Consider the following 23,791-nt stretch of genomic DNA (forward strand, 5'->3'; position numbering starts at 1 on the left):
GCAGCGCCGTAAAGGCCGAGTTGCCATGCGGCCATTACACTCAGCGCCTTTGCACGGATACGGCCCATGACGCAGCCATCGATGCAGCGCCTCTTCCACGCCACGCACGGCTGGTACGGTCACACCTGGCAGAGCGATCTGTCTCTGGCGGTGGATGGCGACGGACGCCTGGCCTCGGCTGCGCCCGATGAAGCCAGCGAAGCACTCGGGCGCTGGGTGCTGCCGGGCATGCCCAACCTGCATTCGCACGCGTTCCAGCGCGCCATGGCCGGCCTGGCCGAGCGGCGTGGCCCCGGCAATGACAGCTTCTGGACCTGGCGCGAGGCGATGTACCGCTTCGCCGCCGCACTCGATCCCGAGTCGCTGCAGGCGATCGCCGCCCAGCTCTACGTGGAGATGCTCAAGGCCGGCTACACGCAGGTGTGCGAGTTCCACTACGTGCACCACCAGGGCGACGGCACGCCGTATGCCCAGCGCGAGGCGATGTCGTTGGCTCTGATCGAGGCGGCAAAGGAGGCTGGCATCGCGCTCACTCTGCTGCCGGTGCTGTACATGACCGGCGGCTTCGACGGCCGCGCGCTCAACGAGCGCCAGCGCCGCTTTGGCCATGCGGAGGTCTCCGACTACGTACGCCTGCTCGAAGCGCTGCGCGCGTACGAGTCGCCCGACCTGCGAGTGGGCATCGCGCTGCATTCGCTGCGTGCGGTGCCGGAAGTCGCGATGCGCTCTCTGCTGGCCACCGGCGCGGCGCAGGCCGGCCCCATCCACATCCACATCGCCGAGCAGCTGGGCGAAGTGCAGGACTGTCTCGCCGTGCGCGGTGCGCGGCCGGTGGAGTGGCTGCTCGATCACGCTGCGGTGGACGCGCGCTGGTGCCTGGTGCACGCCACCCATCTCACCGGCCACGAAACCTCGCGGCTGGCTCGCAGCGGCGCCGTCGCCGGGCTGTGCCCAACCACCGAGGCCAATCTCGGCGACGGGCTGTTTCCGCTGACCGATTATCTCGATGCCGGCGGCACGCTCGGCATCGGCTCCGATTCACACATTTCCGTGTCGCCGGTGGAGGAGCTGCGCTGGCTGGAATACGGCCAGCGGCTGGTCACCCGTCACCGCAACATCGCCGCCCGCGGCGAAGGCGAGAGCGTGGGCGAGACGTTGTGGACTGCCGCACTGCGAGGCGGGGCGCAGGCGGCCGGCCTGCCGATCGGTGCGCTGCAGGCCGGCCAGCGCGCCGACCTGCTGGTGCTGGACGACGATGCGCCCTTGCTCGCCGCACGCGACGCGACCTCGGCGATGGACAGCTTCCTGTTCGCCGGCAACACGCCGCTGGTGCGCCACGTGATGTGCGGCGGCCGCTGGGTGGTGCGCGACTTCCGCCATCGCGACGAAGAGCGCATCGGCATGCGTTATCGGCAGGTGGTCGAGCGGCTCGCGCGCGGCTGAGCCGCCTCACTGTCTGCGCTCTGAACGCAAGCTTCAGCGAGGTCAGCGTGTCGTTGCGCCCGGCGTTTCCTGTAGCACCTCCCTGTCAGGAATGCCGTCATGCTCCGCTGCTCCCGTCTGCTTCTCGCCGCCGCACTGATCGGCGGCCTGGGTTCGCTTGCCGGCTGTGTCGTGGTGCCCGCGCACGGCCACGGTCGGATCTGGGTGCCCGGCTACTGGGCGCGGCCGCACGTGTGGGTCGAGGGACACTGGCGCTATCGCTGAGCGGGTCGAGGTCGCTCAGACCGGCGGCTCCAGCTGAGTGCGCAGGAAATCGATGAACACGCGCAGCTTTGGCGGAACCTGGAAGCGGCTCGGGTAGTACAGGTAGAAGCCGTCGTACTGCGGCAGCCAGTGGTCCAGCACGGTCTCCAGCCGGCCGGCCGCGACGTGTTCGCGTACGGCCGGCTCGAGCGTGTGCGTGAGGCCGAGGCCATCGAGCGCGGCGCGAATCGCCAGCGCCGGTTCGTTGACGATCAGCGGTCCGTTCACGTCGATCTCGAACCAGCGTCCGCGTTGCGCGAACTCCCAGCGATAGATCGCGCCGCTGCTTATGTAGCGATTGCGCACGCAGGCGTGCGACTGCAGGTCGCGCGGATGTTGCGGGCGGCCGTGCGCATCCAGATACGAGGGCGTCGCCGCGACGACCGAGCGCACTTTTCCGCCCAGCGGCACGGCCACCATGTCGCGGGCCAGGCGTTCGCCCAGGCGGATACCGCAGTCGTAGCCATCGGCGACCAGGTCCACCAGGCCGCCGGTGGCGTGGATGTCCAGCGTGATGTCCGGCCAGCGTCGCAGGAACTCCGCCTGCATCGGTGCCACCAGCCACTCCAGCACGATCTCCGGCACGGTCACGCGCAGCGTGCCCGCCGGACGGTCGCCGTGCTGGCGCAGTTCGTCCAGCGCGCCGTCGATGGCCGCCAGCGCCGGCGTAATGCGCTCCAGGAACAGCCGGCCGGCTTCGGTCAGGCCGACGCGGCGCGTAGTCCGTTGCAGCAGGCGCACCCCCAGGCGTTGTTCCAGCTGACGTATGGTTTGGCTCAAAGCCGACGCGGTCACCTCCAGTTCGGCCGCCGCGCGGGTGAAGCTGCCGTGCCGGGCGATGAGGTGGAATGCGCGCAAGGCAGGGGTGTGGTCGTCGCGCATTGATTAGCGTTCCTTAATAAAGCTTCAAGAGAATCGGGATTTTTCTACGTGATGGCAAGGGCCAGACTGGGCTCGCCATCCACGGAGGAACCCGCCATGCCGCTCGATCATTACTACACCCTCGGCCGTTCCGGCCTGCGCGTCAGCCGCCTCGCGCTCGGCACCATGACCTTCGGCGAGGACTGGGGCTGGGGCGCCGCGGAAGACGCCGCGCGCGCCATGTTCGACCGTTACCTGGACGCCGGCGGCAATTTCATCGACACCGCCGACATGTATACCGAGGGTGCCAGCGAAACCATGCTGGGCAAGTTCGTGGAGCAGGCGGGCGTGCGCGACCGCGTGGTGATCTCCACCAAGTTCAGCTACAACGCCCAGCCCGGCAATCCCAACGCCGGCGGTAACGGACGAAAGAACATCATGCGAGCGGTGGAGGGTTCGCTGCGCCGCCTGCGCACCGACTACATCGATCTCTACCTGCTGCACACCTGGGATCGCCTCACGCCGGCCGAGGAAGTGATGCGCGCCTTCGACGATCTGGCCCGCGCGGGCAAGATCCGCTACGCCGGACTGTCCGACGTGCCGGCCTGGTACGCGGCCCGTGCGCAGACCTATGCCGAAGCGCACGCCCTGACGCCGCTGGTCAACATGCAGCTCGAATACTCGATGGTCGAACGTCACATCGAGCACGAATACGTGCCGCTGGCGACCGGGCTGGGCATGGGCATCACCGCATGGAGCCCGCTGGGCATGGGCTTGCTGTCGGGCAAGTACCGCCCCAGCCAGGGTGGCGGCGAGGGCGAGGGCCGCCTGGCCAAGGTCACCTCCGCACCGGGATTCGAGCGCTTCACTGAGCGCAACTGGCGGATCGTCGCCGCACTGGAAGAGGTCGCGCGTGAAAGCAGCCGCAGCATGGCGCAGATCGCGTTGAACTGGGCCGCCAACCGCCCGGGCATTGCTGCGTTGATCGTTGGCGCCACCAAGCTGGCGCAGCTGGACGACAACCTTGCTGCGCTGGATTTCGTTCTTCCCGAAGTGCTGCGCGCGCGGCTGGACGAGGCGAGCGCGCCGGATGCGCCCTTCCCGTACTACATGTTCGTCGATCGCCAGCAGACCCGCCTGCATGGCGGCGTGGCCGTGGGCGACAAGCCGGCCGGATACGCGCCACCGGTGTGCGTGGATGCGGTGGAAGCGCGCAACATCCAAGCCAGCCGCTGAGGAGAGCCCGTTATGTCAGTCACTTTTTCGCACAGGAAGAGCGGCGCGCCTCAGGCGCGCTGGATCGAGGCCGCCGGCGCGCATTTTCATGCCGAGCTGGCAGGCAGCGGCGAAGCCATCGCGATGCTGCACGGCTTTCTGGTCGACAGCGGCCAGTGGGACGACGCGTTCGCCGCGCTGGCCGATACGCATCGCGTGTTGCGCTACGACCTGCGCGGTTTCGGCCGCTCGTCCATGCCTGCCGTGCCGTTCTCGCATCACGACGACCTGGCGCGCGTGCTCGACGCCTGCAATATCGGGCGCACCGCGCTGGTGGGCTGCTCGGGCGGCGCCGCTACGGCGCTTGATTTCGCCGTGGCGTATCCGCAGCGCGTCAGCGCGCTGGCCCTGATCGGCGCCGGCTACTGGGGCCACTACGCCAGTCGCACAGCCGAAGCACGGGCCTTCCCGGCCGCGCTGGAAAGCGGCGATGCCGAAGCCTTGGTGGCAACGTCGCTGCGGGCGTTTGTCGACGGCCCCCGCCGCGCGCCGGAGCAGAGCCGTGCGGCGGCGCGCGAACGCATTGCCGCGATGAGCGCGTGGAACTTCGGCCGCGACGACGGTTACTGGAAACACGCCACTCTGCAACGCACTCCGGCGGTGCCCGCGCTGGAGCGGCTGGTCGAGCTGGACTTGCCGGTGCTGCTGATCGTCGGCGAAGAGGACCAGCCGGAGGTCGTCGAGCTGTCCGAGCGCCTCGCGGCCGGCCTGTCGAATGCCCGCCTGGTGCGCGTGCCGGACGCGGGCCATCACGCAGACATCGAGCGGCCCGACATCGTCTTGCCGCTGCTCGGCGCGTTCTTCGCAGAGGTGCGCGCATGAGCCGCCCGCCTTCGTATGGCGCGCCGATCGCCCTGGCCGAAGCCGCTCGCGTGATGGCGGCCGCCCAGGCCGAGGCCGTGCGCAATGACTGGCCGATGGTGATCGCCATTGTCGGCAGCGGCGGCCATCTGGTGATCTTGCATGCGCTGGACGACGCCCAGCACGGTAGCGTGGCCGTGGCGCAGGCCAAGGCTGAGACGGCGGTGAATTTCCGCCGCCCCAGCAAGCTGTTCGAAGAGGCCGTCGAGGCCGGCGGCCTGGGTCTGCGGGTACTGGCCATGTCCAACCTGCTGCCGCTGGACGGTGGCCTGCCGCTGATCGTCGACGGTTGCGTGATCGGCGCCATCGGGGTTTCGGGCATGCAGTCCACCCAGGATGCGCAGGTGGCCGCGGCAGGCGCCGCCGCCTTGCTCGCCGAGGCCACGACGGTCCGCAGCTGAGCGCGCTGGCGGCGGGGGCGTGCAGCAGCCGATCGTGTCCGCAATTGTCCGAGGTCATGAAACGCCGCCCGGCCAGAGACTAGGCTCGATGCCGTGGCCGTCCGCGGGCGGCGTTGGCAATGAGGGTGTGCATGAGGTCGACGTCCCCGCCAGCGGATACCGGACCGGTGTTCCGTGCTCGCGGACTTACCAAGACCTACCGCATGGGCGAGGTCGAGGTGGCCGCGTTGCGCGGGGTCGATCTCGACCTGTTCCGCGGCGAGTTCGTGGTGCTGCTGGGGCCCTCGGGCAGCGGCAAGTCGACCCTGCTGAACATCCTCGGCGGGCTGGATGCGCCCAGCGGTGGCGAGGTCTGGTACGAGGGGCATCACCTAACCGGCGCCACCTCGCGCGAGCTCACCCAGTTCCGCCGCGAGCACGTGGGCTTCGTGTTCCAGTTCTACAACCTCATCCCCAGCCTCACCGCGCGCGAGAACGTCGCCATCGTCACCGAGCTGGCCGACGATCCGATGACGCCGGAGGAGGCGCTTGCGCGCGTCGATCTGGCCGATCGCATGGATCACTTTCCCGCCCAACTCTCCGGCGGCCAGCAGCAGCGTGTTGCGATCGCCCGCGCCATCGCCAAGCGGCCTGCGGTACTGCTGTGCGACGAGCCCACCGGCGCGCTCGACTCGGCCACCGGCGTGCGCGTGCTCGAGGCGCTGGAGCGCGTCAACGCCGAGCTCGGCACCACCACCGTGGTGATCACCCACAACGTCGATATCACGCGCATGGCCGACCGTGTGCTGGTGCTGGGCGACGGCCGCATCGTGCGCGAAGAGCGCCCGGCCAAACGGGTGCCGGCGCGGGAGCTGAACTGGTGAGCGCGCTGGCGCGCAAGGCGCGGCGCGATCTGTGGCACCTGCGCGGGCAGGCGCTGGCGATCGCGCTGGTGATCGCCGGCGGCGTCGCCACGCTGGTGATGTCGCAGTCCACCTACGCCTCGCTGATGAACACGCGTGCGCAGTTCTACCGCGAGGGCGCGCTGGCCGATCTATGGGCACCGCTGGTGCGCGCGCCCGACACGCTGACGCCCCGGCTGGCGGCGATCCCCGGCGTGCAGGCGGTGCAGACGCGCCTGCTGGCGCCCGGCACGCTCGCGCTGACCGGCTTCAACGAGCCGGTGCGCGCCGAGGTAGTGTCGCTGCCGATCGAAGGCGGGCAGCCACGACTCAATCGCGTGCAGCTGCGCAGCGGCCGGTTGCCTTCGCCGGATGCGGACAATGAGGTGGTGCTGGGCGAGGCGTTCGCCTCGGCGCATGCATTGCGCGTGGGGGACCAGGTGCAGCTGACCCTGCGCGGACGCCAGCGCGCGCTGCGCGTGGTCGGCATCGGCAGTTCGCCGGAGTACGTCTACCAGAACCCGCCGGGCGCCGTGTTCCCGGACTTCAAGCGCTTCGTCGTGTTGTGGATGAACCGCCACGCGATGGAGAAGGCGCTGGGCATGGATGGCGCGTTCAACAACGTGGTGCTGCAACTGGCCGGTGGCGCGTCGGCCGCGCCCACCATCACCGCTCTGGATGCGCTGCTCGCGCGCTACGGCGGCGTGGGCGCGTACGGCCGCCACGAGCAGACCTCGGCGCGCTATCTGGAAGAGGAGATGCGCCAGTTGCGCACCATGGCGCGGCTGTTCCCGGCGATCTTCCTGGGCGTGGCGGCGTTCCTGCTGCACGTGGTGCTGATGCGCCTGATCGGCACGCAGCGCGAGCAGATCGGCGTGCTCAAGGCGTTCGGCTATCCCGACTACCGCCTCGCCATGCATTACCTCGCGATCGCCGGCTCCATTGCGCTGGGCGGCGCGCTGTTGGGCATCGGCGGCGGCGCCTTGCTGGGGAGCTGGCTGGCGCACGTCTACCAGGGCATCTACCGCTTTCCGTATCTCGCCTATGCGCTCGATACGCGCGCGGTGACCGTAGCGCTGGCGGTGAGCCTGGGTGCGGCGGCGGGCGGGGCGTTGATGGCGCTCCATGCCGCCGCGCGGCTGCCGCCGGCCGAGGCAATGCGCCCGCCATCGCCGCCGCGCTTCGGGCCGGCGCTGGTGGAGCGGCTCGGCGTGCAGCGCTGGCTGTCGCCGTCCTCGCGCATCGCGCTGCGCGACCTCGCGCGCCGCCCGTGGCGCGCGTTCGCCACTGTCACCGGGCTGGCGCTAGCCTCCGCGGTGATGGCGGTGGGGCGTTTCCAAGGCGATGCCATCGACACCATGGTCGATACTCAGCTGAGCCTGGCGCAGCATCAGGATCTCAGCGTCACCTTCATCGAGCCGGCATCGCGTGCGGCGCTGTTCGAACTTGCTGCATTGCCCGGTGTGCGGGTGGCCGAGCCGGTGCGTGTCGTGCCGGTGCAGCTGGTGCACGGCGCGCGTCGCTATCGCACAGTGATCGAAGGCCTGCCGCCCGATGCCGTGCTCAGTCGCCCGCGCGACACGCAGCTGCGCCCGCTGGTGCCGCGCGGCGACGGCGTGCTGCTCACCGACTACCTGCGTGACCGTCTCGCGTTGGCACCCGGCGACACCGTGCAGGTGCAGGCGCTGGACGGCCACCGCCGCCAGCGCGAGTTGCGCGTGGTCGGCTTCATACCCGAGCCGATCGGCGCGCAGGGCTACATGGCGCTCGATGCGCTCAACCGTGCGCTGGGCGACGGCGACGTGATCTCCGGCGTGCTGCTCGGCGTGACGCCAGGGGCGGAGCCCGCGCTGTATGCCCGGCTGGATCGTCGGCCGTGGGTGGCCGGCGTCAGCGCGCGGCAGGCCGGCATCCGCAGCTTCTACGCCACCATGGCTGAGAGCATGCGCGCGTTTACCTGGATCGCCGCGCTGCTCGGCGCGCTGATCAACGTGGGGCTGGTCTACAACGCCGCGCGCATCAGCCTGTCCGAACGCGGCCGCGAGCTGGCCAGCCTGCGCGTGCTGGGCATGACCGAGGGCGAGGTGAGCGCGCTGCTGCTGGGCGAGCTCGGCGTGCTGGTGCTGCTGTCGCTGCCGTTCGGCTTTGCGGCAGGCTGGGGGCTGTGCTGGCTGATGGTGCAGGGCTTCCAGTCCGAACTGTTCCGCGTGCCGGTGCGCCTGACCACCGCCACCTACGCGTTCGCCGGGCTCACCGTGCTGGGCGCCAGCGTATTCTCCGCGCTGCTGGTGCGCCGGCGCATCGCCCGGCTGGATCTGATCGCCGTGCTCAAGACCCGTGAGTGAGGCTTGCCCATGAAGCGCTCCCATCTCGCTGCCGCCGTCGTCGCCTGCGTCGCCCTCGCCGCGGTGGCGTGGTGGGCGCTGCAGACGGCGCCGCGACCGGTGGAGCTGGCGCGCGTCACGCGCGGCCCGCTGGTGGAGCGGTTCGAGGAGGAAGGCCGCACGCGGCTGCCGCGGCGCTGGGTGCTCTCCGCACCGATCGCCGGCACCGTGCAGCGCATCGATCTGCTGCCCGGCGCCCCGGTGCAGGTCGGCCAGGTGCTGGCGGTGATCGAGCCGCTGCCGGCGGCGCTGATCGACCCGGCCAACCGCCTGCGGCTGGAAGCCGAGGCGCAGGCCGCTGCAGCGTCACGGCAGGCCGCGGCGCAGCGCCTCGCCGCTGCTCGCAGCGATGCGGCGCTGGCGCAGCGCGACGTATCGCGCATGCGCACGCTCGGCGCCGGCGGCGTGGTCAGCGTGGCCGCGCTGGACGAGGCCGAGGCGCGCGTGGATCGCGCCCGCGCGATGGCTGCGGCGGCCGAGGCCGAGCAGCAGGCCGCCGCGCAGCAGCACGCGGCGCTACTGGCTTTGCTGCAGGGGCAGGGGCGCGCGGGCGGCCACGCGGTGGCGCTGCGCTCGCCGATCGACGGCGTGCTGTTGCGCCGTTATCAGGAGAGCGCAGTGGCCGTGGCCGCCGGCCAGCCGCTGCTTGAAGTGGGCGACCTGCGCACGCTTGAGGTGATGGTCCAGGCGCTGTCGCAACAGGCGCTGCGCCTGCAGCCGGGCACGCCGGCACGCATCCTGCGCTGGGGTGGCGCGGCGCCGCTGGAGGCACGCGTGGCGCGAGTCGAGCCCGGAGCCTTCACCAAGGTCTCTGCGCTGGGCGTGGAAGAGCAGCGCACCCAGGTCTGGCTCGACATCACCTCACCACCTACGCAGTGGGCCGCGCTCGGCGACGACTTCCGCGTCGAGGTGCAGTTCGAGGTGGCGCGCCAGGCCAACGTGCTGCAGGTAGCGTCCAGTGCGCTGTTCCGGGACGGCCGGCGCTGGGCGGCCTATCGCGTGAGCGGAGGCCGCGCGCATCGGGTGGCCGTGACGCCAGGCACCGAGGGCGACGGCGCGGTGGCGGTACTTGCCGGCCTGCGCGAGGGCGACCAGGTGGTGGCCTATCCCGACGATCGCCTGGCCGATGGCCAGCGCGTGCACGTGCTCGAACCCTGAGCCGAGGGGCGGCGAATCAATGCGTCCAGTGCAGCTCGCCCAGGGCGGCGTGCAGGGCCGTCCACGCCTGGTTTTCCGTGAACGGCGGAGTGGCCGGCGGGTCGTACACCTCCGGCCGCGTGCCGTAGACCAGCAGATCGATCGCCACGCAGTGCCCCGCGCGTACGGCCCGATAGCCGTCGACCTTCAGATAGTGGCTCATCGCCGCATCGCCGGCGCGAAAGTGCTGGAACGCTACGCCGTCGAGCTTCTCGATCGAGGTGGAATCCGGCGCCGCGCTGGCGGGAATGTCTTCGCAATGCGCCAGCGCCTCGGCCGCGTCGCTCTCGCTCAAGCGAAGCTCCCCGGCGGTGACCTTGTTGGAGCCGTCCATCACCAGAGCGGCCAGCGGCCGGCCCAGGCTGTTCTTGCCTGCGAACGTCTGCCAGGCACCGGCATCGAGGTAGCTGCGCTGGAAATCGCGGCGCAACGTCATGCCGCTCGGCACGGACAGCGTCAGGCCCAGCGCAGGCGCACTGAACGTGCGCGGCGCCGGTACTTCGGTGGGCGGTGTGTCGGCATGTGGTGCGGGTGGCGCGCGGTCGTGGCAGGCGGCGAGCGCCAGCCCGAGCAGGGCCAACAGCGGGCGAAAGATCCTCATCGCGTTCACTCCGTAGGGCGGCGTTGCGATCCTCAGTTCTCGCCGATGAAGACAATGGCTGCCCGGCGTGGGCGCGGCGTGCAGGCGACGGCCGCAAAGAGAGAGGCGCCCGCTTGCGCGGGCGCCTCCAGCAGCGGACGGTTTGCCCGTATTACTGCGCGGTGCTGGTGGCCGGAGCGGGGTGGCTGTTGCGGAACTCCTTCCACTGTTCACGGCGGGCTTCGCGCTCGCTGCGCATGGTGGCCAGCTGGGCCTTCTGCGCCGGGGTCAGTACGGCATAGATCTGTGCCTTCACCTTGGCGCGCTGCTCGATGCGGGCCTGGGTGGCCTGGCCTTCGACCTGCGCCAGGCGGGCGGCGGCGGCCTGATAACCGACCTGATCCGGCGTCATCTGCTCGAAGGCCTCGCGCTGGGTGCGCAGCGCCTGCCACTGGCCCTTGTTCTGCTCGCGGCTGGCCTGGGTGATCTGCTTGATGCTGGCCTTCTGCGCATCGGTGAGGTTGAGCTTGGCGAACGCCTCGTGCATGCCGTGATGGCCGTGCCCGCCGAAGTGGCGACCGCCGTCGTGACCGCCGGTAGCCGCGTAGGCCGCACCGGTCAGCGCCATCGCCGAGGCCAGGATGAAACCGAGGGAAGTCGTCTTGCGCATGGGTGACACCTCTTGCTTGGGTGGGGAGTGGTGAGCATTGGACGACATCGTTGCGTGTATGTTCTTTGCGCAAACGTAAAGATCGGTAAAGCCCGTGGCGCGCGCGTCGCGGACCCACTGGAATGTCCCCCATGCCCCGCATCCTGCTCGCCGACGACGATCGCGCCCTGACCCGCCTGCTGGCCGACTACCTGCAGCGCGAGGGTTTCACCGTGGACGTGGTGCACGATGGCGAAGCCGCCCTGGCGCACCTGCGCGACGGCGCGCAGCGGCCGGATCTGCTGATCCTCGACGTGATGATGCCCGGCCGCGACGGCCTGGAAACCCTGCGCGAGCTGCGCCTGCAGCAGCGCTTGCCGGTGATCATGCTGTCCGCCCGCGGCGAGCCGGTGGACCGGGTGATCGGCCTGGAACTGGGGGCCGACGACTACCTCGCCAAGCCCTGCCTGCCGCGCGAGCTGCTGGCGCGCGTGCGCGCGCAGCTGCGCCGGCAGAATCCAGAGGCGGCGGCCAACGTGCAGGTCGGTGCGCTGCGGCTGCAGCCGGGCGATCGCCAGGCGTACGTGGGTGCGCGCGAGCTCAACCTCACCGGCGCGGAGTTCCAGTTGCTGCTCGCGCTGGCGCAGCGCGCTGGCGAAGTGGTGGACAAGGCGACGCTGACGCGCCTGTCGCTGGGCCGCGAACTGGAGCGTTTCGACCGCAGCATCGACGTGCACGTGAGCCGCCTGCGCCACAAGCTGGCCGAGGCCTCCGACGCGGCGCCGCGCATCGAATCGGTGCGCGGTTCGGGCTACCTGCTGTTGGCGGGGGCGGCATGAATCCGCTGCGCAGCTCGCTCTACTGGCGCTTGCTGCTGGGTTTCTGCCTGGCCAACCTGGTGGTGCTGTTCGTCGGTGGCGCGCTGGCGCAGCGCTTCATCGAGTACTCCACCGCGGTGGAGATCGACTGGCCCACGCTCGCCAGCGATGCGCGCGACGCCTACCAGTCCGGTGGCGAGCCGGCCCTGCAGGCATGGTCGCAGGCGCAGCGGCACGAAGGCATCGAGGCGACGCTGTTCGAGCATGGCCGACCGCTGTCGCCGTTCCGCCTGTATGGCCCGATCCAGCGCGACCTGCCCAACCTGCTGGGCGCCGGGCACGATCTTTTGATGCAGCCGCGGCCCGGCCTGTATCTCGCCGTACAGGCGGTGTCCGGCAGCGACGGGCGCAGCTACCAGCTGGTCGCGCTGAGTCGCTCGCACACGCGCTTGCGCCAGCACACGCGTCAGCGCATCGAGCTTACCGTGCAGGCGGTGCTGTCGTTGCTGCTGGTGGGTGGCATCGGCTGGTGGATCGCCCGCAGTGTGGCGCGGCCGGTGGCGGCGTTGCGCGCAGCCTCGCAGCGCATGGCGGCGGGCGAGCTGTCCACGCGGGTCGGCTGGCGCGGACGCTCGCGACGTGACGAACTGGCCCAGCTCGCCGGCGATTTCGACGCCATGGCCGAGCGCATCGAGGCGTTGGTCGCGCACGATCGCGGCGTGCTGCAGGATCTCTCGCACGAGCTGCGCTCGCCGCTGGCAAGGCTGCAGCTGATCCTCGATTTCGCCGAGCGCAGCGCCGGCCCCGCCGAAGCCGCCGGCTACTTCCGCCAGGCCGAACAGGAGATCGCGCGGCTGGACCGCCTCACCGGCGAGATGCTGGCGCTGTCGCGGCTGGAAGGCGGCCTGCCGGGTGAGCAGCGACAGCCGGTGGACGTGGCCGCGTTGATGCGCGAGTGCGCCGCGCGCGCCCAGCTGGAAGCGCGTGCGCGCGGTATCGTTTTCCAGGTGGAGGCCGCCGAGCCGGTCATCGTCTCCGGCCACGCCCTATTGCTGGAGCGGGCGCTGGACAACCTGCTGTCGAACGCGATCAAGTTCAGCCACGAGGGCGGGAAAGTTCTGCTGAGCGCTCGTGCCGAGGGGAGACTGGCGCGGCTTTCGGTGCGCGATCACGGCCCCGGCGTACCACCGGACGAGTTGGCCGCATTGTTCCGACCATTTTTCCGCGGCAGCAACGCGCAGCGGGCCGAAGGGCATGGCCTCGGCCTGGCCATCGTCCAGCGCGTGGCGATCGCGCACGATGGCACGGCACATGCGCAAAACGCGCCGGACGGCGGCCTCGACGTGCAACTGCGGCTGCCGCTGGCGACCGGCGACGAGTAAGGCTGTTGCGTGTCGCTATCGCAGTCCGGTGCCGAGCGGATCGCTCGTGCCCGGGTGACATCCGGCATGCGCGGGTATGGCATGGGGCGCGCTAGCGTGGCGCATCTTCGCCATGCAGGAGCTCCAGTATGCAGGGATCGTGCAGTTCGAAAGCCGTATTCGCCGTACTGCTGGCGTGGGGCGTCAGCGCCAGCGCCGGCGCAGCCAACCCGCCGGTGCTGGCGGCGCCGGAGATCTTCGCGCCGGGTGTCGTTTCCGGCCCGGCCAACGACGAATCCCCCACCTTCAGTCCCGACGGCCAGACACTGTTCTTCACCCGCAGCGGCGCCGGCGGTGGCACGATCATGGAGTCGCACCGTGTCGGCGGGCAGTGGTCGGTGCCGGTCATCGCCTCATTCTCGGGCACTTGGCCGGATCTCGCGCCCGCGCTCTCGCCGGACGGAAGGACCCTGGTCTACGTCTCGATCCGTCGCACTGCAAGCACGCCCGTGCGCCAGCAGGTGGTGCTGTGGAAGGTGACACGGACCGGTTCGCGCTGGGACCGCTGGAGCGAACCGGAGCGCCTCCCTGCCACGGTCAACATCAGCGATGCCGTGTGGAAGGCCAGCATGGCGCGCGACGGCAGCCTGTATTTCCTGTCGATCGATCCGGGCAAGGGCAAGCGCCTGTACGTGTCGACGTTTGTGCATGGCACCTACCAGCCAGCACAGCCATTGCCGTTCAGCCACTACGGCGACAACGACGTGGACCCGGAGATCGCGCCTGACGGCTCATTCATGGTGTTCGCCAGCGACCACCGCCTGCCCGGCGACAGCAAGGACCACCTGTTCATCGTGTTCCGGGAGAGCGGCGGCTGGGGCGTACCGCAGGCGATCCGCTACGCCGGCGACGATGCCGGCGGCTTCAGCACCGACTACCTGCCGCACCTGGGGCCGGACCGCCGGACACTTTATTTCGCCAGCGACCGCACCGCGCCGGTGGATCGCTACCCCCATTCGCCCGAGCAAGCCGCGACCTACCTGCGACGTGTCGAGCAGTGGGACAACGGCAACCTCAACGCCTGGTCGGTGTCGCTGGCACCGCTACTGCAGGGGCACAGGCCTCACGGTCAGGGGTGAATGGACATGCCGTGCATGGCGAACCGGCCAATTCGCGTCATCGATCGTCTTGTCTGCCGGTTCTAGACTTCGCGCTTCCAGATCAACTCCCGGTTGGGTAGCACGATGGCGACGGACGGTTCCAGGACGACGGACACGATGGCGGCAGACACGCCGGCGTGGATCTGCCATGGCACGGCCGCCTTCAGGCGCACCAACCTCGCGCTGTTCGCCGCCGGCCTGGCCACGTTCGGCCTGCTGTACTGCGTGCAGCCGCTGATGCCGCAGTTCAGCCACGACTACGGCGTGAGCGCGGCGACCAGCGCGCTGTCGCTGTCGCTTACCACCGGCGTACTCGCCTTCGCCATGCTGTTCGCCGGCGCGTTGTCCGACGCGGTGGGGCGCAAGTCGGTGATGGCTGCCTCGCTGCTGTCCTCGGCGGTGCTGGTGCTGGCCACCGCGCTGGTGCCGGACTGGCACATGCTGCTGGTGCTGCGCACGCTGCTCGGCCTCACCCTCAGCGGCTTGCCGGCGGTGGCGATGACCTATCTCAGCGAGGAAATGCACGCCGACTCCATCGGCCTGGGGATGGGCCTGTACATCGCCGGCAACGCCATCGGCGGCATGGGCGGGCGGCTGGTGGCCGGCGTGCTGGCCGACTGGTTCGGCTGGCGCGTGGGCGTGGCCACGGTGGGCGGTATCGGCTTCATCTCGGCGCTGCTGTTCTGGGCCAGCCTGCCGCCGTCGCGGCACTTCGTGCGCCAGCCGCTCAACCTGCGCAGCCTGCTCGCGCGCTTCGCCGCGATGTTCCGCGATGCCGCGCTGCCGTGGCTGTTCGCCACCGGCTTCCTGCTGCTGGGCGCGTTCGTCACCGTCTACAACTACATCGGCTACCGGCTGCTGGCCCCGCCGTACGGGCTGAATCAGGCGGTGGTGGGTGCGATCTTCAGCGTCTACCTCATCGGTACCTTCAGCTCCGCGTGGATGGGCCACCTGGCCGGTCAGCTCGGTCGGCGCAAGGTGTTGTGGACGGCGTTCGCACTGATGCTCGTCGGCGTGGCGCTCACTGCGCTCACAGCGCTGTGGCTGATCGTGCTGGGCGTCGTGGCGATCACCTTCGGCTTCTTCGGTGGCCACTCCATCGCCAGTAGCTGGGTTGGCCGTCGCGCTGGCGCGTCGAAGGCGCAGGCGTCGTCGATGTACCTGTTTTCGTATTACATGGGCTCGAGCCTGGCGGGCGCCGGCGGCGGGCTGTTCTACGCCTCGCATGGGTGGCATGGCGTGGTGGCGTTTGTCGCTGCGTTGGTGCTGGCCGGGTTGCTGGTGGCTTGGCGGCTCTACCGTGTGCCGCCTTTGGTCAACGTGGCGACCTTGCCTACGCCGGCCAGTCAGGGGGCGATGCCCTGAGTGGGCTGTGCTTGCGGTGGGATGGAGGTCGTCCAGGCTGCGCCCCCGTCCAGCGTCAGTCGTCCCACGCGGCTTGCCGCGCGCCTCACGCTCCCCGCCGTCATTCCCGCCAAGAGCTTTTCAACAGCCGCAGGCTGGCCAAGCGGGAATCCATCTTGATCTTGGCTCTTTTCCGTCAAGCCGGGCCAGGGGCAAAGAGCGGTTTCGTCCTCCTACGGAGGCCGAGTCACTTCTCTTTGTGGCGATCCAAGAGAAAGTGACTCGGGCGCCGAAGGCACTCGAAAGCTTTTGCTCCCCGCAGGTCCATCGACGAACAGCTTCGGCGCGTCGAATCAGGCGCCTAAGTCCACGCGAGAAATCGTGCGATGGAGAGTCGACCACGCTGCGACATCGGCTCGCGCAAAAAGGCCGGCCGCACATTGCGGACCATCCTCATCGCGCCGCCGGCACCAGCATGTCCTTCACCGCGTCATAGTTGCCGTCATTCGCCGCGGGCGTGATGCCAAGCAGGTGCGCCATCAGCGGATAGACGTCCACGTTCGGGAACACCGCATGCCCGACGCCGCGCCGGAAGGCCGGCCCGTGCGCCACGAACAGCGCCTGCATGCGCAGGTCGGCGTTGTCGTAGCCGTGTTCGCCGCGAGCGTGGTCCTCGGCCTGCGTGGCCAGGTATTGGCGCGTGGAGATCGTCCAGCCCACATCGGCCAGGCACAGCAACTGCGGCACGCGCGGGTTGTGCCCGTAGGCGAGGCGGGCCGGCACGCGCGTCTTGTCCCAGCACTGCATGTGCTGCTGCGGTTGCTCCATGCGCGCTTCGATCGCGGCAAATGCCTGAGCGTGGCCGGGTTTCGGATCGATACCGGCGAGGACGCCCGCGGTCACCAGATCCACCTGATCCAGCGGCAGCAGGTCGTCGAGCGCAATGGTGTGCCCCACCGGCACCGTGGCCATGCCGTGGTCGGCCAGTACGATGATATTCATGCGATCGAACAGGCCACGCTGCTTCAGCCCGGCCACCAGCCGCCCGAGCGCCTCGTCGGTCTCGCGCAACGCCTGGTTCACCTGTGGCGAGTCCGGCCCGAATTCGTGGCCGGCGTGATCCACCGCATCGAAATACAGCGTGAGAAAGCTCGGCCGCTGGTCGGGCGGCAGGTCCAGCCAGGCGAGCAATTGATCCACGCGCTGGTCGGGCGTCACCTGGCCGTCGTAGGGCCGCCAGTGATCGGGATGGCGGCCGTGGATGTCGGCCTCGGTGCCGGGCCAGAACATGGTGGCGGTCTTCAGGCCCGCGCGGTCGGCGGTTTCCCACAGCGGGGTGCCTTCGGCCCACCAGCGGGCGTCGCTCACCGCCTCGCGATCCTTCAGTGCGAAGTGGCCGAACTGCGCGTCTTCCATCGTGTTGTGCACGATGCCGTGGTGGTCCGGGCGCAGGCCCGTCACCAGCGTGTAGTGGTTGGGAAAGGTCAGCGAGGGAAACGAGGGCTGCATGCCCTCGGCGTGCACGCCGTCTTTCGCCAACGCGGCAAGCGTCGGGCTGAGGCCGCGGTCGAGGTAGTCGTAGCGGTACCCGTCGATGGACACCAGCAGCAGCGGCGACGGCGCGGTCGGTGCGGCGACGTGTTGCGCGGGTACCCCGGCGCAGGCTGCGACAAGCGGCAGCACCATGCAGCCGAGCAGACGGAACAGGATTTTCATGCGTTGAAACCTACGATCAGCGACACCACAACGGGCCATGATCGCGCATAGGTGTGACGATGACATCTCGTAAGATTTTCTCCTGCTCGCTGACCGCGTCCGTTCTTGCGTTTGCCACGCTCGGCGCTGCCTGGGCTCGTCAGAACCAACCGCCCGCACCGCCGCCGCGCCCGGTGCTGATCCAGCCCACGGCGGCGCAGCAGCGCTTTCGCCAGGCCGTGCAGCAGAGCCAGGTGCGTGACCAGTTGCGCAAGAGCGAGGTGGAGCACCAGTTGCGGCAGGAGGCGATCGAACGCACCCGTCGCCCGGCCTCGAGCAGCAGCACGGCCAACGATGCGCAGGTGGACAAGTCCGAACAGGCGCTCGATCAGCTCTACCGGGCACAGCAGCGTGACCGCGTACAGCGCTACAACGATGCGCTGCTGCCGCAGCCGGTGCCGCAGGTCAGCGAAGGCAGCAAGCCGGCGCGCAGTTCCAGCAGCGGCGGCCACTGAGCAGGCGCCGGCACGGGCCTAGGCCAATAGCGCTTTCACGCGCCGCGTCGCCCCTCGCGCCGCGGCTTCACTGCTAGCACCAAGGCTGCCGCCAGCGCGGCCATCCCCAGCCATACGAACCAGTCGCCCCAGCGGGCGTACAGCGTGTGTGTCGTGTGCAGCGGCAAGTTGCCGACCAGCGAGGCGTCGTGCTGCTCGCTCGACGCCTCGGCCACCACGCGGCCGCGGTCGTCGCTCAGGGTGAGGCGCCCCGAGCGCGCGGCGCGGGCGATCGCGAAGCCACTCTCCACCCCGCGCATGATCGCCATGCGGCCGTGCAGCCAGCCGTCGATGCGGAAATCCCATGCCGGCACCAGCAGCAGTTGCGCATCGCGTGCCGCGTAGGCGCGGCCGATGTCGTGGAAGTCCATATCCTTGCAGATCGCCAGGCCGATGCGCGGCGTACCCGGCAGCAGTCGGTAATCGTCGCCCGGCGTGTACTGCTTCTCGAAGCCGGGAATCAGGTGGTGCTTGGCGTAGGGGTAGGGCATCGCCTCGCCAGGTACGAACGCCATCGCCATGTTGCGTTCGGCGCGCGGATCACCGGTGAAATCGATGCCCGCATCCACGATCACGCCGTGGCGCTGCGCCGCATCCGCAAAAGCGGGCAGCGTCGCGTCGCCAGTCGCCAGCACGGTTTCGGGCAGCACCACGATCTGCGCGCCGGCAGCCGCGAGGCGATCGATCGCCGCCACGTAGCGCGCCTGCAGCGCCTGTCCGGCGGCATCGCGTAGCGCGGGGCGAATGGGTTTCTCCAGCGACACCAGGCCCACCCGTACAGTCGACGCGGCCGGAGCCTGCAGCCGCCAGACGCCGAATCCCAGCGCCGATCCGAGCAGCACCACGCCCACCGCCGCCACTGCGCGCCGACCACGCGCCGACACCTGCGGCGCGGCCAGCACCGCCAGCACCGCAGGTACCAGCAACAGCGCAAAGCTGATGCCCCACAGCCCGGTGAAAGCGGCCAGCTGCAGGATCGCCAGCGCATCCATCTGCGTGTACGCGATGCTGCCGAACGTGCCGTGCGGCGAGAGCTGCGTGTTGATGTATTCGATCGTCACCCACAGCGCCGGCACCGCCAGCGCCGCGGCAAGCGGCCGATCACGCAGCAGCAGGCGACGGAACAGCAGCACGCACAGCGCCAGCATCACACCGGGCCCGGCCACCGCCGGCACAATCGTCGACATCGGCAGGCCGATATAGCCATGCAGGTAGCTCCACTGGTTCAGTCCACCCAGCGCGTACGCCGCGAACGCGGCCAGCGCGGCCCAGCGCCGGCGCACGCGCGGTGCCAGCAGCAGCACCGGCAGCGGCGCCAGCCAGGTCAGCCACCACTGCGGCGCCAGTCCGCTGCCGAACCACCAGCCCAGTGCCGACAGCGCCACCGCGGCGAGGCCGGCGACCAGCCCCTTGCGATCAAGCCTTGATGCCATCGATCACCCTCCGCAGCGATGCGAGATAGAAGGCGCGGAACGCCGCCTCGTCGTAGCTGAAACGGCCGGCGCGATACAGCACGATCAGGCCGTGCGCCTGCGCCCACAGCGTCATCGCCACGTCCCAGGCGTCGTCCTTGCGCAACACCCCTAGCCGCATGCCCTCGTCGATCGCATCGGCGATCACGGTGAGCGTGGGCGACTGCCGCTCGCGGAAGTCCTCGGGGAACCGGCGCGCATCGTCACGGCGCAGCGAGAACGCGTGATCGAACAGGTGCGGGTTGGCCAGCGCGTAGTCGAGATACGGCGTGAGCAGCGCCAGCAGCCGCTCCAGCACATCCGGGTGCGTGCCGTGCGCGGCCCACTCGTGCGCGATCGCCTGGAAGCTGTCGTCGGACAGCCGCTTGAGCAGCGCCTCGCGATTGGGGAAGTGGCGATAGATCGCCATCGGCGTGATGCCGACTGCGTCGGCGATGCGGCGCATGCTCACCGCCTCGGCGCCGCCGCGCTCGAACAGCTTCAGCGCAGCGCGGAGGATCTTGTCGGACGTGGAAAGGCGAGGCATGTATACACTGTATACTTGCCGTTTTGGCAGCGTCAATGTGTCGCCCGGCACACGGCCGCGCCCTCAGCCGCCGAACAGGTCGCCCTGCGCCACGCGCCGTTCCATCGCTAGCAGGTACTGCTTCACCGGCAGGCCGCCGCCGAAACCGGTGAGGCTGCCGTTTGCGCCGATCACCCGGTGGCACGGCAGCACGATCGGCAGCGGATTGCGCCCGTTCGCCGCGCCCACCGCGCGCACCGCCTGCGGCTCGCCGATGCGCCGCGCCACCTCGCCGTAGCTCTGCGTGCTGCCGTAGGGAATGTCCGCTAGCGCCTGCCACACGGTGAGCTGGAACGGCGTGCCCACGGGATGCAGCGGCAGCTCGAACACCTGCCGCGTGCCGGCGAAATATTCCTCCAGCTGCTCGCGCGCGAACGCCACGGCTTTCGGCGCGCGCACCCAGTGCGGCGCGGCGCGCTTCGGGTGTCGCTCGTTCTCGAACCAGATCTGCCGCAGGCCGTGCTCGTCGGCTACCAGCCGCAGCGGGCCGACCGGCGAGGGCATCTCGTCAAACCAGATCGCGCCGCTCATCGCTTGGCTCCGGTTGCCACGGCCGCCTCGCCCACGCTGCGCCACAGATGCATCACCGCGTACGCGCGCCACGGCCGCCAGGCCTCGGCGCGCTGTTCCAGGGCGCGCGTGCTCAGTTCCTCTGCGCCTGGTGCCGCCGCGCGTCGCAGGATCAGGTCCGCGGCGGGAAACGCATCGGGGTGGCTCAGCGCGCGCATCGCCATGTAATGCGCGGTCCACGCGCCGATGCCCGGCAGCGCCACCCAGCGTTCCACGAACGTTTCCAGTGGTTGCTCCGGACGAAAGTCGATGCGCCCGTCCAGCAGCGCCTGCGCCACCGCGCGGATCGTCGCGATGCGTGCGCCGGTAATGCCCAGCGCGCCCAGGTCTGCGTCCGCCAGCTGCGCCGGAGTGGGAAATATCCGTTCCAGCCCCGGCAGCGGCGCCTCCACCAGCGGCGTGCCGAAGCGCTGCACCACGCGCGAGGCCAGCGTGCGCGCCGCGGCCACGCTCACCTGCTGGCCGAGAATCGCGCGCACCGCAATCTCGAAACCGTCCCAGCCGCCGGGCAGGCGCTGTCCCGGGTGCTTCTTCGCCAGCGGCCCCAGCACCGCATCGCGCTTGAACACCGCGGCGATCGCCTGCGGTGAGGCATCCAGATCGAACATGCGGCGCAGCCGCGTCACCACGCCCAGCAACTGCGCCGGCGCCACGCCGTGCAGCTCCAGCCGGAGTGCATGCTCGCCCTGCAGCCACGCGCTCAGCCGCAACCACGAAGGCTGCGCGGGATCGCCGAACACGCGCGCGTAATTCGCCTCGTCCACCGCCTCCACCCCGGGCAGCGCGCGGCCGCGAAGGAATGCCAGCAGCGCGGTGAAATCGTACGGCGGCCGGTAGCCCAGCCGCAGCACCAGCGGCGCGCCGGCCGGGGCACGCGGCTGCCGACGCAGCTCGCGCGGTGGCAACCGGTTCGCCTGCGCAAACGCTGCGTTGAACCGACGCAAGCTGCCGAAGCCCGCCGCCAATGCCACCTCGGTCACCGGCATCGCGGTCTCGGTCAACAGTTGCTTGGCGAACAGCAAACGCCGCGTGGTGTGCACGCTCAACGGCGGCACCCCCAGGTGCTCCACGAACAGCCGCCGCAGCTGGCGCGCACCGAGATCGACCCGTGCGGCCAGCTCGTCCACCGAGCCGGTTTCCAGCGCGCCGTGCTCGATCAGCGTGAGCGCCCGCGCCACCGCGTGCCCACCGCGCTGCCAGTCGCCATTACCCGGCGCCAGCTCCGGCCGGCAGCGCAAGCAAGGGCGAAAGCCGTCCGCTTCCGCCGCCGCCGCACTCGCGTAATAGCGCACGTTGGTGGGCTTCGGCGACGGCGCCGGGCACACCGGCCGGCAGTAGATACGCGTGCTGGTGACGGCGGTGAAGAACAGGCCGTCGAAGCGCGCATCGCGACTCAGCCGGGCGCGCTCGCAGGTGCGCGCATCGGGCAATACCGGGGGCAGGGGAGTGTCCATGCCGCGCAGGCTAGCACCGACTCCGCGGGCGAACTCGCCGTTTTCGGACATGGATGCTGGAGTGGGTGGTGCTTGTCGGGTTGGGGCTGCCCTTCGACTTCGGCGCGGTGCGCCTACGCTCAGGGCGAACGGTGTGAGGTGACGGCGCGTGTTCGCTCCGGAGTGAAGCGCTTCGCTCAGGGCCAACGGGTGAGAGGCACGGCGGAACTTGATCGGCGCTCCACTCCGTGGAGGCTGAGTCAGTCTGGTCGCGACCGTGCAGATCAACCGAAGCGCCCACTCCCAACCGTTCGCCCTGAGCGTAGGCGCTTCGCGCCGGAGTCGAAGGGCCCGAAACCCCACGCCACCCCGCTCCCACCTCAAGCCAACTACAACCCCGGCGCACACCCCGCATCCACGCCCCGCGCAAATGCCGCCAGCGCCTCCCCATCCGCCGGGTGCCCCTCGTCACCGCCGTCGAACTGCACCCGCCACGCGCCATCGCGCCCGCGCCGCCACACCGTGCTGAAGTGGCCCATCGAGGTGTGTGCCTGGCCGTCCTTGCCATGCGTGGTGAGCACGTACGGGCCGCTCGACAACGCCAGGCGACCATCCGCACTCACCACCACATGGGCCGGCTGCCAGTCCAGCTGCAGTGCCTTGCCGGCGACGATCGGCGCCCACGCCGCGGCAATCGCCGCCGCGCCACGCGCCGGATGCGCGGTGTTCGCATCGAACACCGCGTCATCGGCGAGAAACGTTCGGAACGCTGCCGCGTCGTGCGTGCGCACGCTGCGCGCGAACGCCTGTTCGCGTTGCCACACCTGGCAGGCGGGGGACGGCGCGGCCGTCGCGGTCATCAGCAGGGCAGCGAGCAGGATCATCGGCCGGACTCCTCAAGACGGTGTGCGCGCGAGCATCCGCGCGCCACGCGGCCGCCGCCAGTGCCGGGTGATGTGCGACCGCTCAGGCGTCGATCGCCGCGTCGCGCGTCTCGTTGTCCGGAAACTCCATGAACACGAAGAACGGCACGCCCCGCGCATGCCCGGCCCGCGCCATCTCCTCCAGCGCGCGGCGGCTCGCCGCGTAGGCTTCCGGCGCGGCGCGGCAGAACGCCACCGCGTGATCGAACAGCAGCACGCGTCCGGCGCCTTCGTCGGCGCGCAGCGCCGCGTCCAGCTGTGCCCATGAGCCGGCCGCCGCCGGCAGACCCGCCAGCGTGGCGATGCGCTGCCGTGCGCCGGCCTCGTCGTGGCAGTCGGCCAGATCGATGCGCGCCAACGCGAGCCCCGCGCGCTCGGCGTCGCCGACCAGCGTCACCGGGTCATCCGGAGCCACCCGGTACACCCCGTCGCGTCCGGCATCGTGCAGGTCGATGCCCAGCACCCTCGTCGTCATCGCGATCTCCTTCGGCTGGTGGTCGGACGATGATGCGCCAGCGCGCCATCGCGCGCCACGCTGCAGCACCGCGCGCTACAGCGCATCCGCGTCGAGCAGGCGCGGGCCGCTGCCGCTGTCGCCGAGTCGATCCCCGGCGTTGCGCAGCGGGCACTTCTTCAGCGACAGGCAACCGCAGCCGATGCAGCCGGTGAGTTCGTCGCGCAGTTGCGTGAGGCGGGCGATGCGCGCGTCCAGCTCGGCGCTCCAGTGGCTGGACAGGTGCTTCCAGTCCGCCATGTTCGGCGTGCGCTCGTCCGGCAGCTCGGCCAGCGCCGCGGCGATCGACGCCAGCGGCAGCCCGGTGCGGTTTGCCACGCGGATCACCGCCAGCCGCCGCAGCACGTCGCGCCGGTAGCGACGCTGGTTGCCGGCCGTGCGCCAGCTGCGGATCAGCCCCTTGCTCTCGTAGAAGTGGATCGCCGACACGCTCAGCCCGCTGCGTTCGGCCACCTGGCCCACGCTCAGCGCCGGAGCATCCGATGCCTTGCCCATGCTCGACCTCACACGCTTGACCTCAAGTTAAGTTGAGGTCGTACCGTGCCGC

The 23,791-nt window shown here is 70.1% G+C and carries 24 protein-coding genes; 13 read left to right on the forward strand and 11 right to left on the reverse strand.

Annotated features, from left to right (window positions below; all coding sequences use genetic code 11):
* The first annotated feature begins 66 nt into the window (after window positions 1-66).
* Window positions 67-1,443: a formimidoylglutamate deiminase gene (locus tag ACTHJF_RS01810; RefSeq protein WP_440265560.1), complete on the forward strand. Its 1,377-nt coding sequence runs from the start codon at window positions 67-69 to the stop codon at window positions 1,441-1,443.
* A gap of 99 nt (window positions 1,444-1,542) precedes the next feature.
* Entirely contained in the window at window positions 1,543-1,707 is a 165-nt protein-coding gene (locus tag ACTHJF_RS01815) for a hypothetical protein (protein ID WP_440265561.1), read from the forward strand.
* 15 nt (window positions 1,708-1,722) lie between these two features.
* Here ACTHJF_RS01815 and ACTHJF_RS01820 read toward each other — a convergent pair whose 3' ends face one another.
* Window positions 1,723-2,628 (reverse strand): LysR family transcriptional regulator, encoded by a 906-nt coding sequence (locus ACTHJF_RS01820; protein WP_431637950.1) that lies wholly within the window; start codon window positions 2,626-2,628, stop codon window positions 1,723-1,725.
* A 96-nt stretch (window positions 2,629-2,724) separates the two neighbouring features.
* On the opposite strand from ACTHJF_RS01820, the gene ACTHJF_RS01825 reads away from it, so the two are divergent.
* The 6 genes from ACTHJF_RS01825 (at window position 2,725) to ACTHJF_RS01850 (ending at window position 9,567) form a co-directional block, all read left to right on the forward strand.
* Window positions 2,725-3,843: an aldo/keto reductase gene (locus ACTHJF_RS01825; protein ID WP_440265562.1), complete on the forward strand. Its 1,119-nt coding sequence runs from the start codon at window positions 2,725-2,727 to the stop codon at window positions 3,841-3,843.
* A 12-nt stretch (window positions 3,844-3,855) separates the two neighbouring features.
* Window positions 3,856-4,704 carry an alpha/beta fold hydrolase gene (locus tag ACTHJF_RS01830; RefSeq protein WP_440265563.1) on the forward strand — a complete coding sequence of 283 codons (849 nt, stop codon included), beginning with the start codon at window positions 3,856-3,858 and terminating at the stop codon, window positions 4,702-4,704.
* On the forward strand, window positions 4,701-5,144 hold the full coding sequence (locus ACTHJF_RS01835) for a GlcG/HbpS family heme-binding protein (protein WP_440265564.1): 444 nt from the start codon (window positions 4,701-4,703) through the stop codon (window positions 5,142-5,144). Before ACTHJF_RS01830 ends, ACTHJF_RS01835 begins: the two co-directional genes overlap by 4 nt.
* Before the next feature lie 131 nt (window positions 5,145-5,275).
* A complete protein-coding gene (locus ACTHJF_RS01840) occupies window positions 5,276-6,007 on the forward strand; it encodes an ABC transporter ATP-binding protein (protein WP_440265565.1) in 732 nt (243 codons plus the stop codon).
* The gene (locus ACTHJF_RS01845; protein WP_440265566.1) at window positions 6,004-8,370 is read left to right on the forward strand and encodes an FtsX-like permease family protein; all 2,367 of its coding nucleotides are present in this window, start codon (window positions 6,004-6,006) and stop codon (window positions 8,368-8,370) included. Before ACTHJF_RS01840 ends, ACTHJF_RS01845 begins: the two co-directional genes overlap by 4 nt.
* Before the next feature lie 9 nt (window positions 8,371-8,379).
* The gene (locus ACTHJF_RS01850) at window positions 8,380-9,567 is read left to right on the forward strand and encodes an efflux RND transporter periplasmic adaptor subunit (RefSeq protein WP_440265567.1); all 1,188 of its coding nucleotides are present in this window, start codon (window positions 8,380-8,382) and stop codon (window positions 9,565-9,567) included.
* Between the two features lie 16 nt (window positions 9,568-9,583).
* On the opposite strand, the gene ACTHJF_RS01855 is transcribed toward ACTHJF_RS01850, so the two are convergent.
* Window positions 9,584-10,207 carry a hypothetical protein gene (locus tag ACTHJF_RS01855; protein WP_440265568.1) on the reverse strand — a complete coding sequence of 208 codons (624 nt, stop codon included), beginning with the start codon at window positions 10,205-10,207 and terminating at the stop codon, window positions 9,584-9,586.
* 151 nt (window positions 10,208-10,358) lie between these two features.
* Window positions 10,359-10,856, reverse strand: coding sequence for a Spy/CpxP family protein refolding chaperone (locus tag ACTHJF_RS01860; RefSeq protein WP_440265569.1), 498 nt, complete (start codon window positions 10,854-10,856; stop codon window positions 10,359-10,361).
* 131 nt (window positions 10,857-10,987) lie between these two features.
* On the opposite strand from ACTHJF_RS01860, the gene ACTHJF_RS01865 reads away from it, so the two are divergent.
* The 4 genes from ACTHJF_RS01865 (at window position 10,988) to ACTHJF_RS01880 (ending at window position 15,539) form a co-directional block, all read left to right on the forward strand.
* Entirely contained in the window at window positions 10,988-11,674 is a 687-nt protein-coding gene (locus ACTHJF_RS01865; RefSeq protein ID WP_431637940.1) for a response regulator, read from the forward strand.
* Entirely contained in the window at window positions 11,671-13,035 is a 1,365-nt protein-coding gene (locus tag ACTHJF_RS01870; protein WP_440265570.1) for a sensor histidine kinase, read from the forward strand. Before ACTHJF_RS01865 ends, ACTHJF_RS01870 begins: the two co-directional genes overlap by 4 nt.
* 128 nt (window positions 13,036-13,163) lie before the next feature.
* Window positions 13,164-14,153 (forward strand): TolB family protein, encoded by a 990-nt coding sequence (locus tag ACTHJF_RS01875; RefSeq protein WP_440265571.1) that lies wholly within the window; start codon window positions 13,164-13,166, stop codon window positions 14,151-14,153.
* Between the two features lie 138 nt (window positions 14,154-14,291).
* A complete protein-coding gene (locus tag ACTHJF_RS01880; protein ID WP_440265572.1) occupies window positions 14,292-15,539 on the forward strand; it encodes an MFS transporter in 1,248 nt (415 codons plus the stop codon).
* A gap of 432 nt (window positions 15,540-15,971) precedes the next feature.
* Here the strand turns inward: ACTHJF_RS01880 and ACTHJF_RS01885 are convergent, their stop codons facing one another.
* The gene (locus ACTHJF_RS01885) at window positions 15,972-17,234 is read right to left on the reverse strand and encodes an alkaline phosphatase family protein (RefSeq protein WP_440265573.1); all 1,263 of its coding nucleotides are present in this window, start codon (window positions 17,232-17,234) and stop codon (window positions 15,972-15,974) included.
* Between the two features lie 59 nt (window positions 17,235-17,293).
* On the opposite strand from ACTHJF_RS01885, the gene ACTHJF_RS01890 reads away from it, so the two are divergent.
* Window positions 17,294-17,728, forward strand: coding sequence for a hypothetical protein (locus ACTHJF_RS01890; protein ID WP_440265574.1), 435 nt, complete (start codon window positions 17,294-17,296; stop codon window positions 17,726-17,728).
* Window positions 17,729-17,763: 35 nt separating this feature from the next.
* Here ACTHJF_RS01890 and ACTHJF_RS01895 read toward each other — a convergent pair whose 3' ends face one another.
* The 7 genes from ACTHJF_RS01895 to soxR all read right to left on the reverse strand — a co-directional run bounded on the left by ACTHJF_RS01895 (window position 17,764) and on the right by soxR (window position 23,739).
* On the reverse strand, window positions 17,764-19,200 hold the full coding sequence (locus ACTHJF_RS01895; RefSeq protein ID WP_440265575.1) for a nitrilase-related carbon-nitrogen hydrolase: 1,437 nt from the start codon (window positions 19,198-19,200) through the stop codon (window positions 17,764-17,766).
* Window positions 19,184-19,765: a TetR/AcrR family transcriptional regulator gene (locus ACTHJF_RS01900; RefSeq protein WP_440265576.1), complete on the reverse strand. Its 582-nt coding sequence runs from the start codon at window positions 19,763-19,765 to the stop codon at window positions 19,184-19,186. Before ACTHJF_RS01900 ends, ACTHJF_RS01895 begins: the two co-directional genes overlap by 17 nt.
* Window positions 19,766-19,828: 63 nt before the next feature.
* Window positions 19,829-20,335 (reverse strand): methylated-DNA--[protein]-cysteine S-methyltransferase, encoded by a 507-nt coding sequence (locus ACTHJF_RS01905; protein ID WP_440265577.1) that lies wholly within the window; start codon window positions 20,333-20,335, stop codon window positions 19,829-19,831.
* On the reverse strand, window positions 20,332-21,828 hold the full coding sequence (locus ACTHJF_RS01910; protein ID WP_440265594.1) for an AlkA N-terminal domain-containing protein: 1,497 nt from the start codon (window positions 21,826-21,828) through the stop codon (window positions 20,332-20,334). The genes ACTHJF_RS01905 and ACTHJF_RS01910 overlap by 4 nt, the downstream gene beginning before the upstream one ends.
* Before the next feature lie 368 nt (window positions 21,829-22,196).
* Window positions 22,197-22,691: a YybH family protein gene (locus ACTHJF_RS01915; protein WP_440265578.1), complete on the reverse strand. Its 495-nt coding sequence runs from the start codon at window positions 22,689-22,691 to the stop codon at window positions 22,197-22,199.
* Between the two features lie 82 nt (window positions 22,692-22,773).
* On the reverse strand, window positions 22,774-23,205 hold the full coding sequence (locus ACTHJF_RS01920; protein WP_440265579.1) for a barstar family protein: 432 nt from the start codon (window positions 23,203-23,205) through the stop codon (window positions 22,774-22,776).
* Between the two features lie 75 nt (window positions 23,206-23,280).
* Window positions 23,281-23,739 carry a redox-sensitive transcriptional activator SoxR gene (gene soxR / locus ACTHJF_RS01925; RefSeq protein WP_440265580.1) on the reverse strand — a complete coding sequence of 153 codons (459 nt, stop codon included), beginning with the start codon at window positions 23,737-23,739 and terminating at the stop codon, window positions 23,281-23,283.
* Window positions 23,740-23,791: the final 52 nt, after the last annotated feature.

Origin of the sequence: Dyella sp. (genome assembly GCF_051962475.1) — a bacterium.
Lineage (GTDB): Bacteria > Pseudomonadota > Gammaproteobacteria > Xanthomonadales > Rhodanobacteraceae > Dyella_A.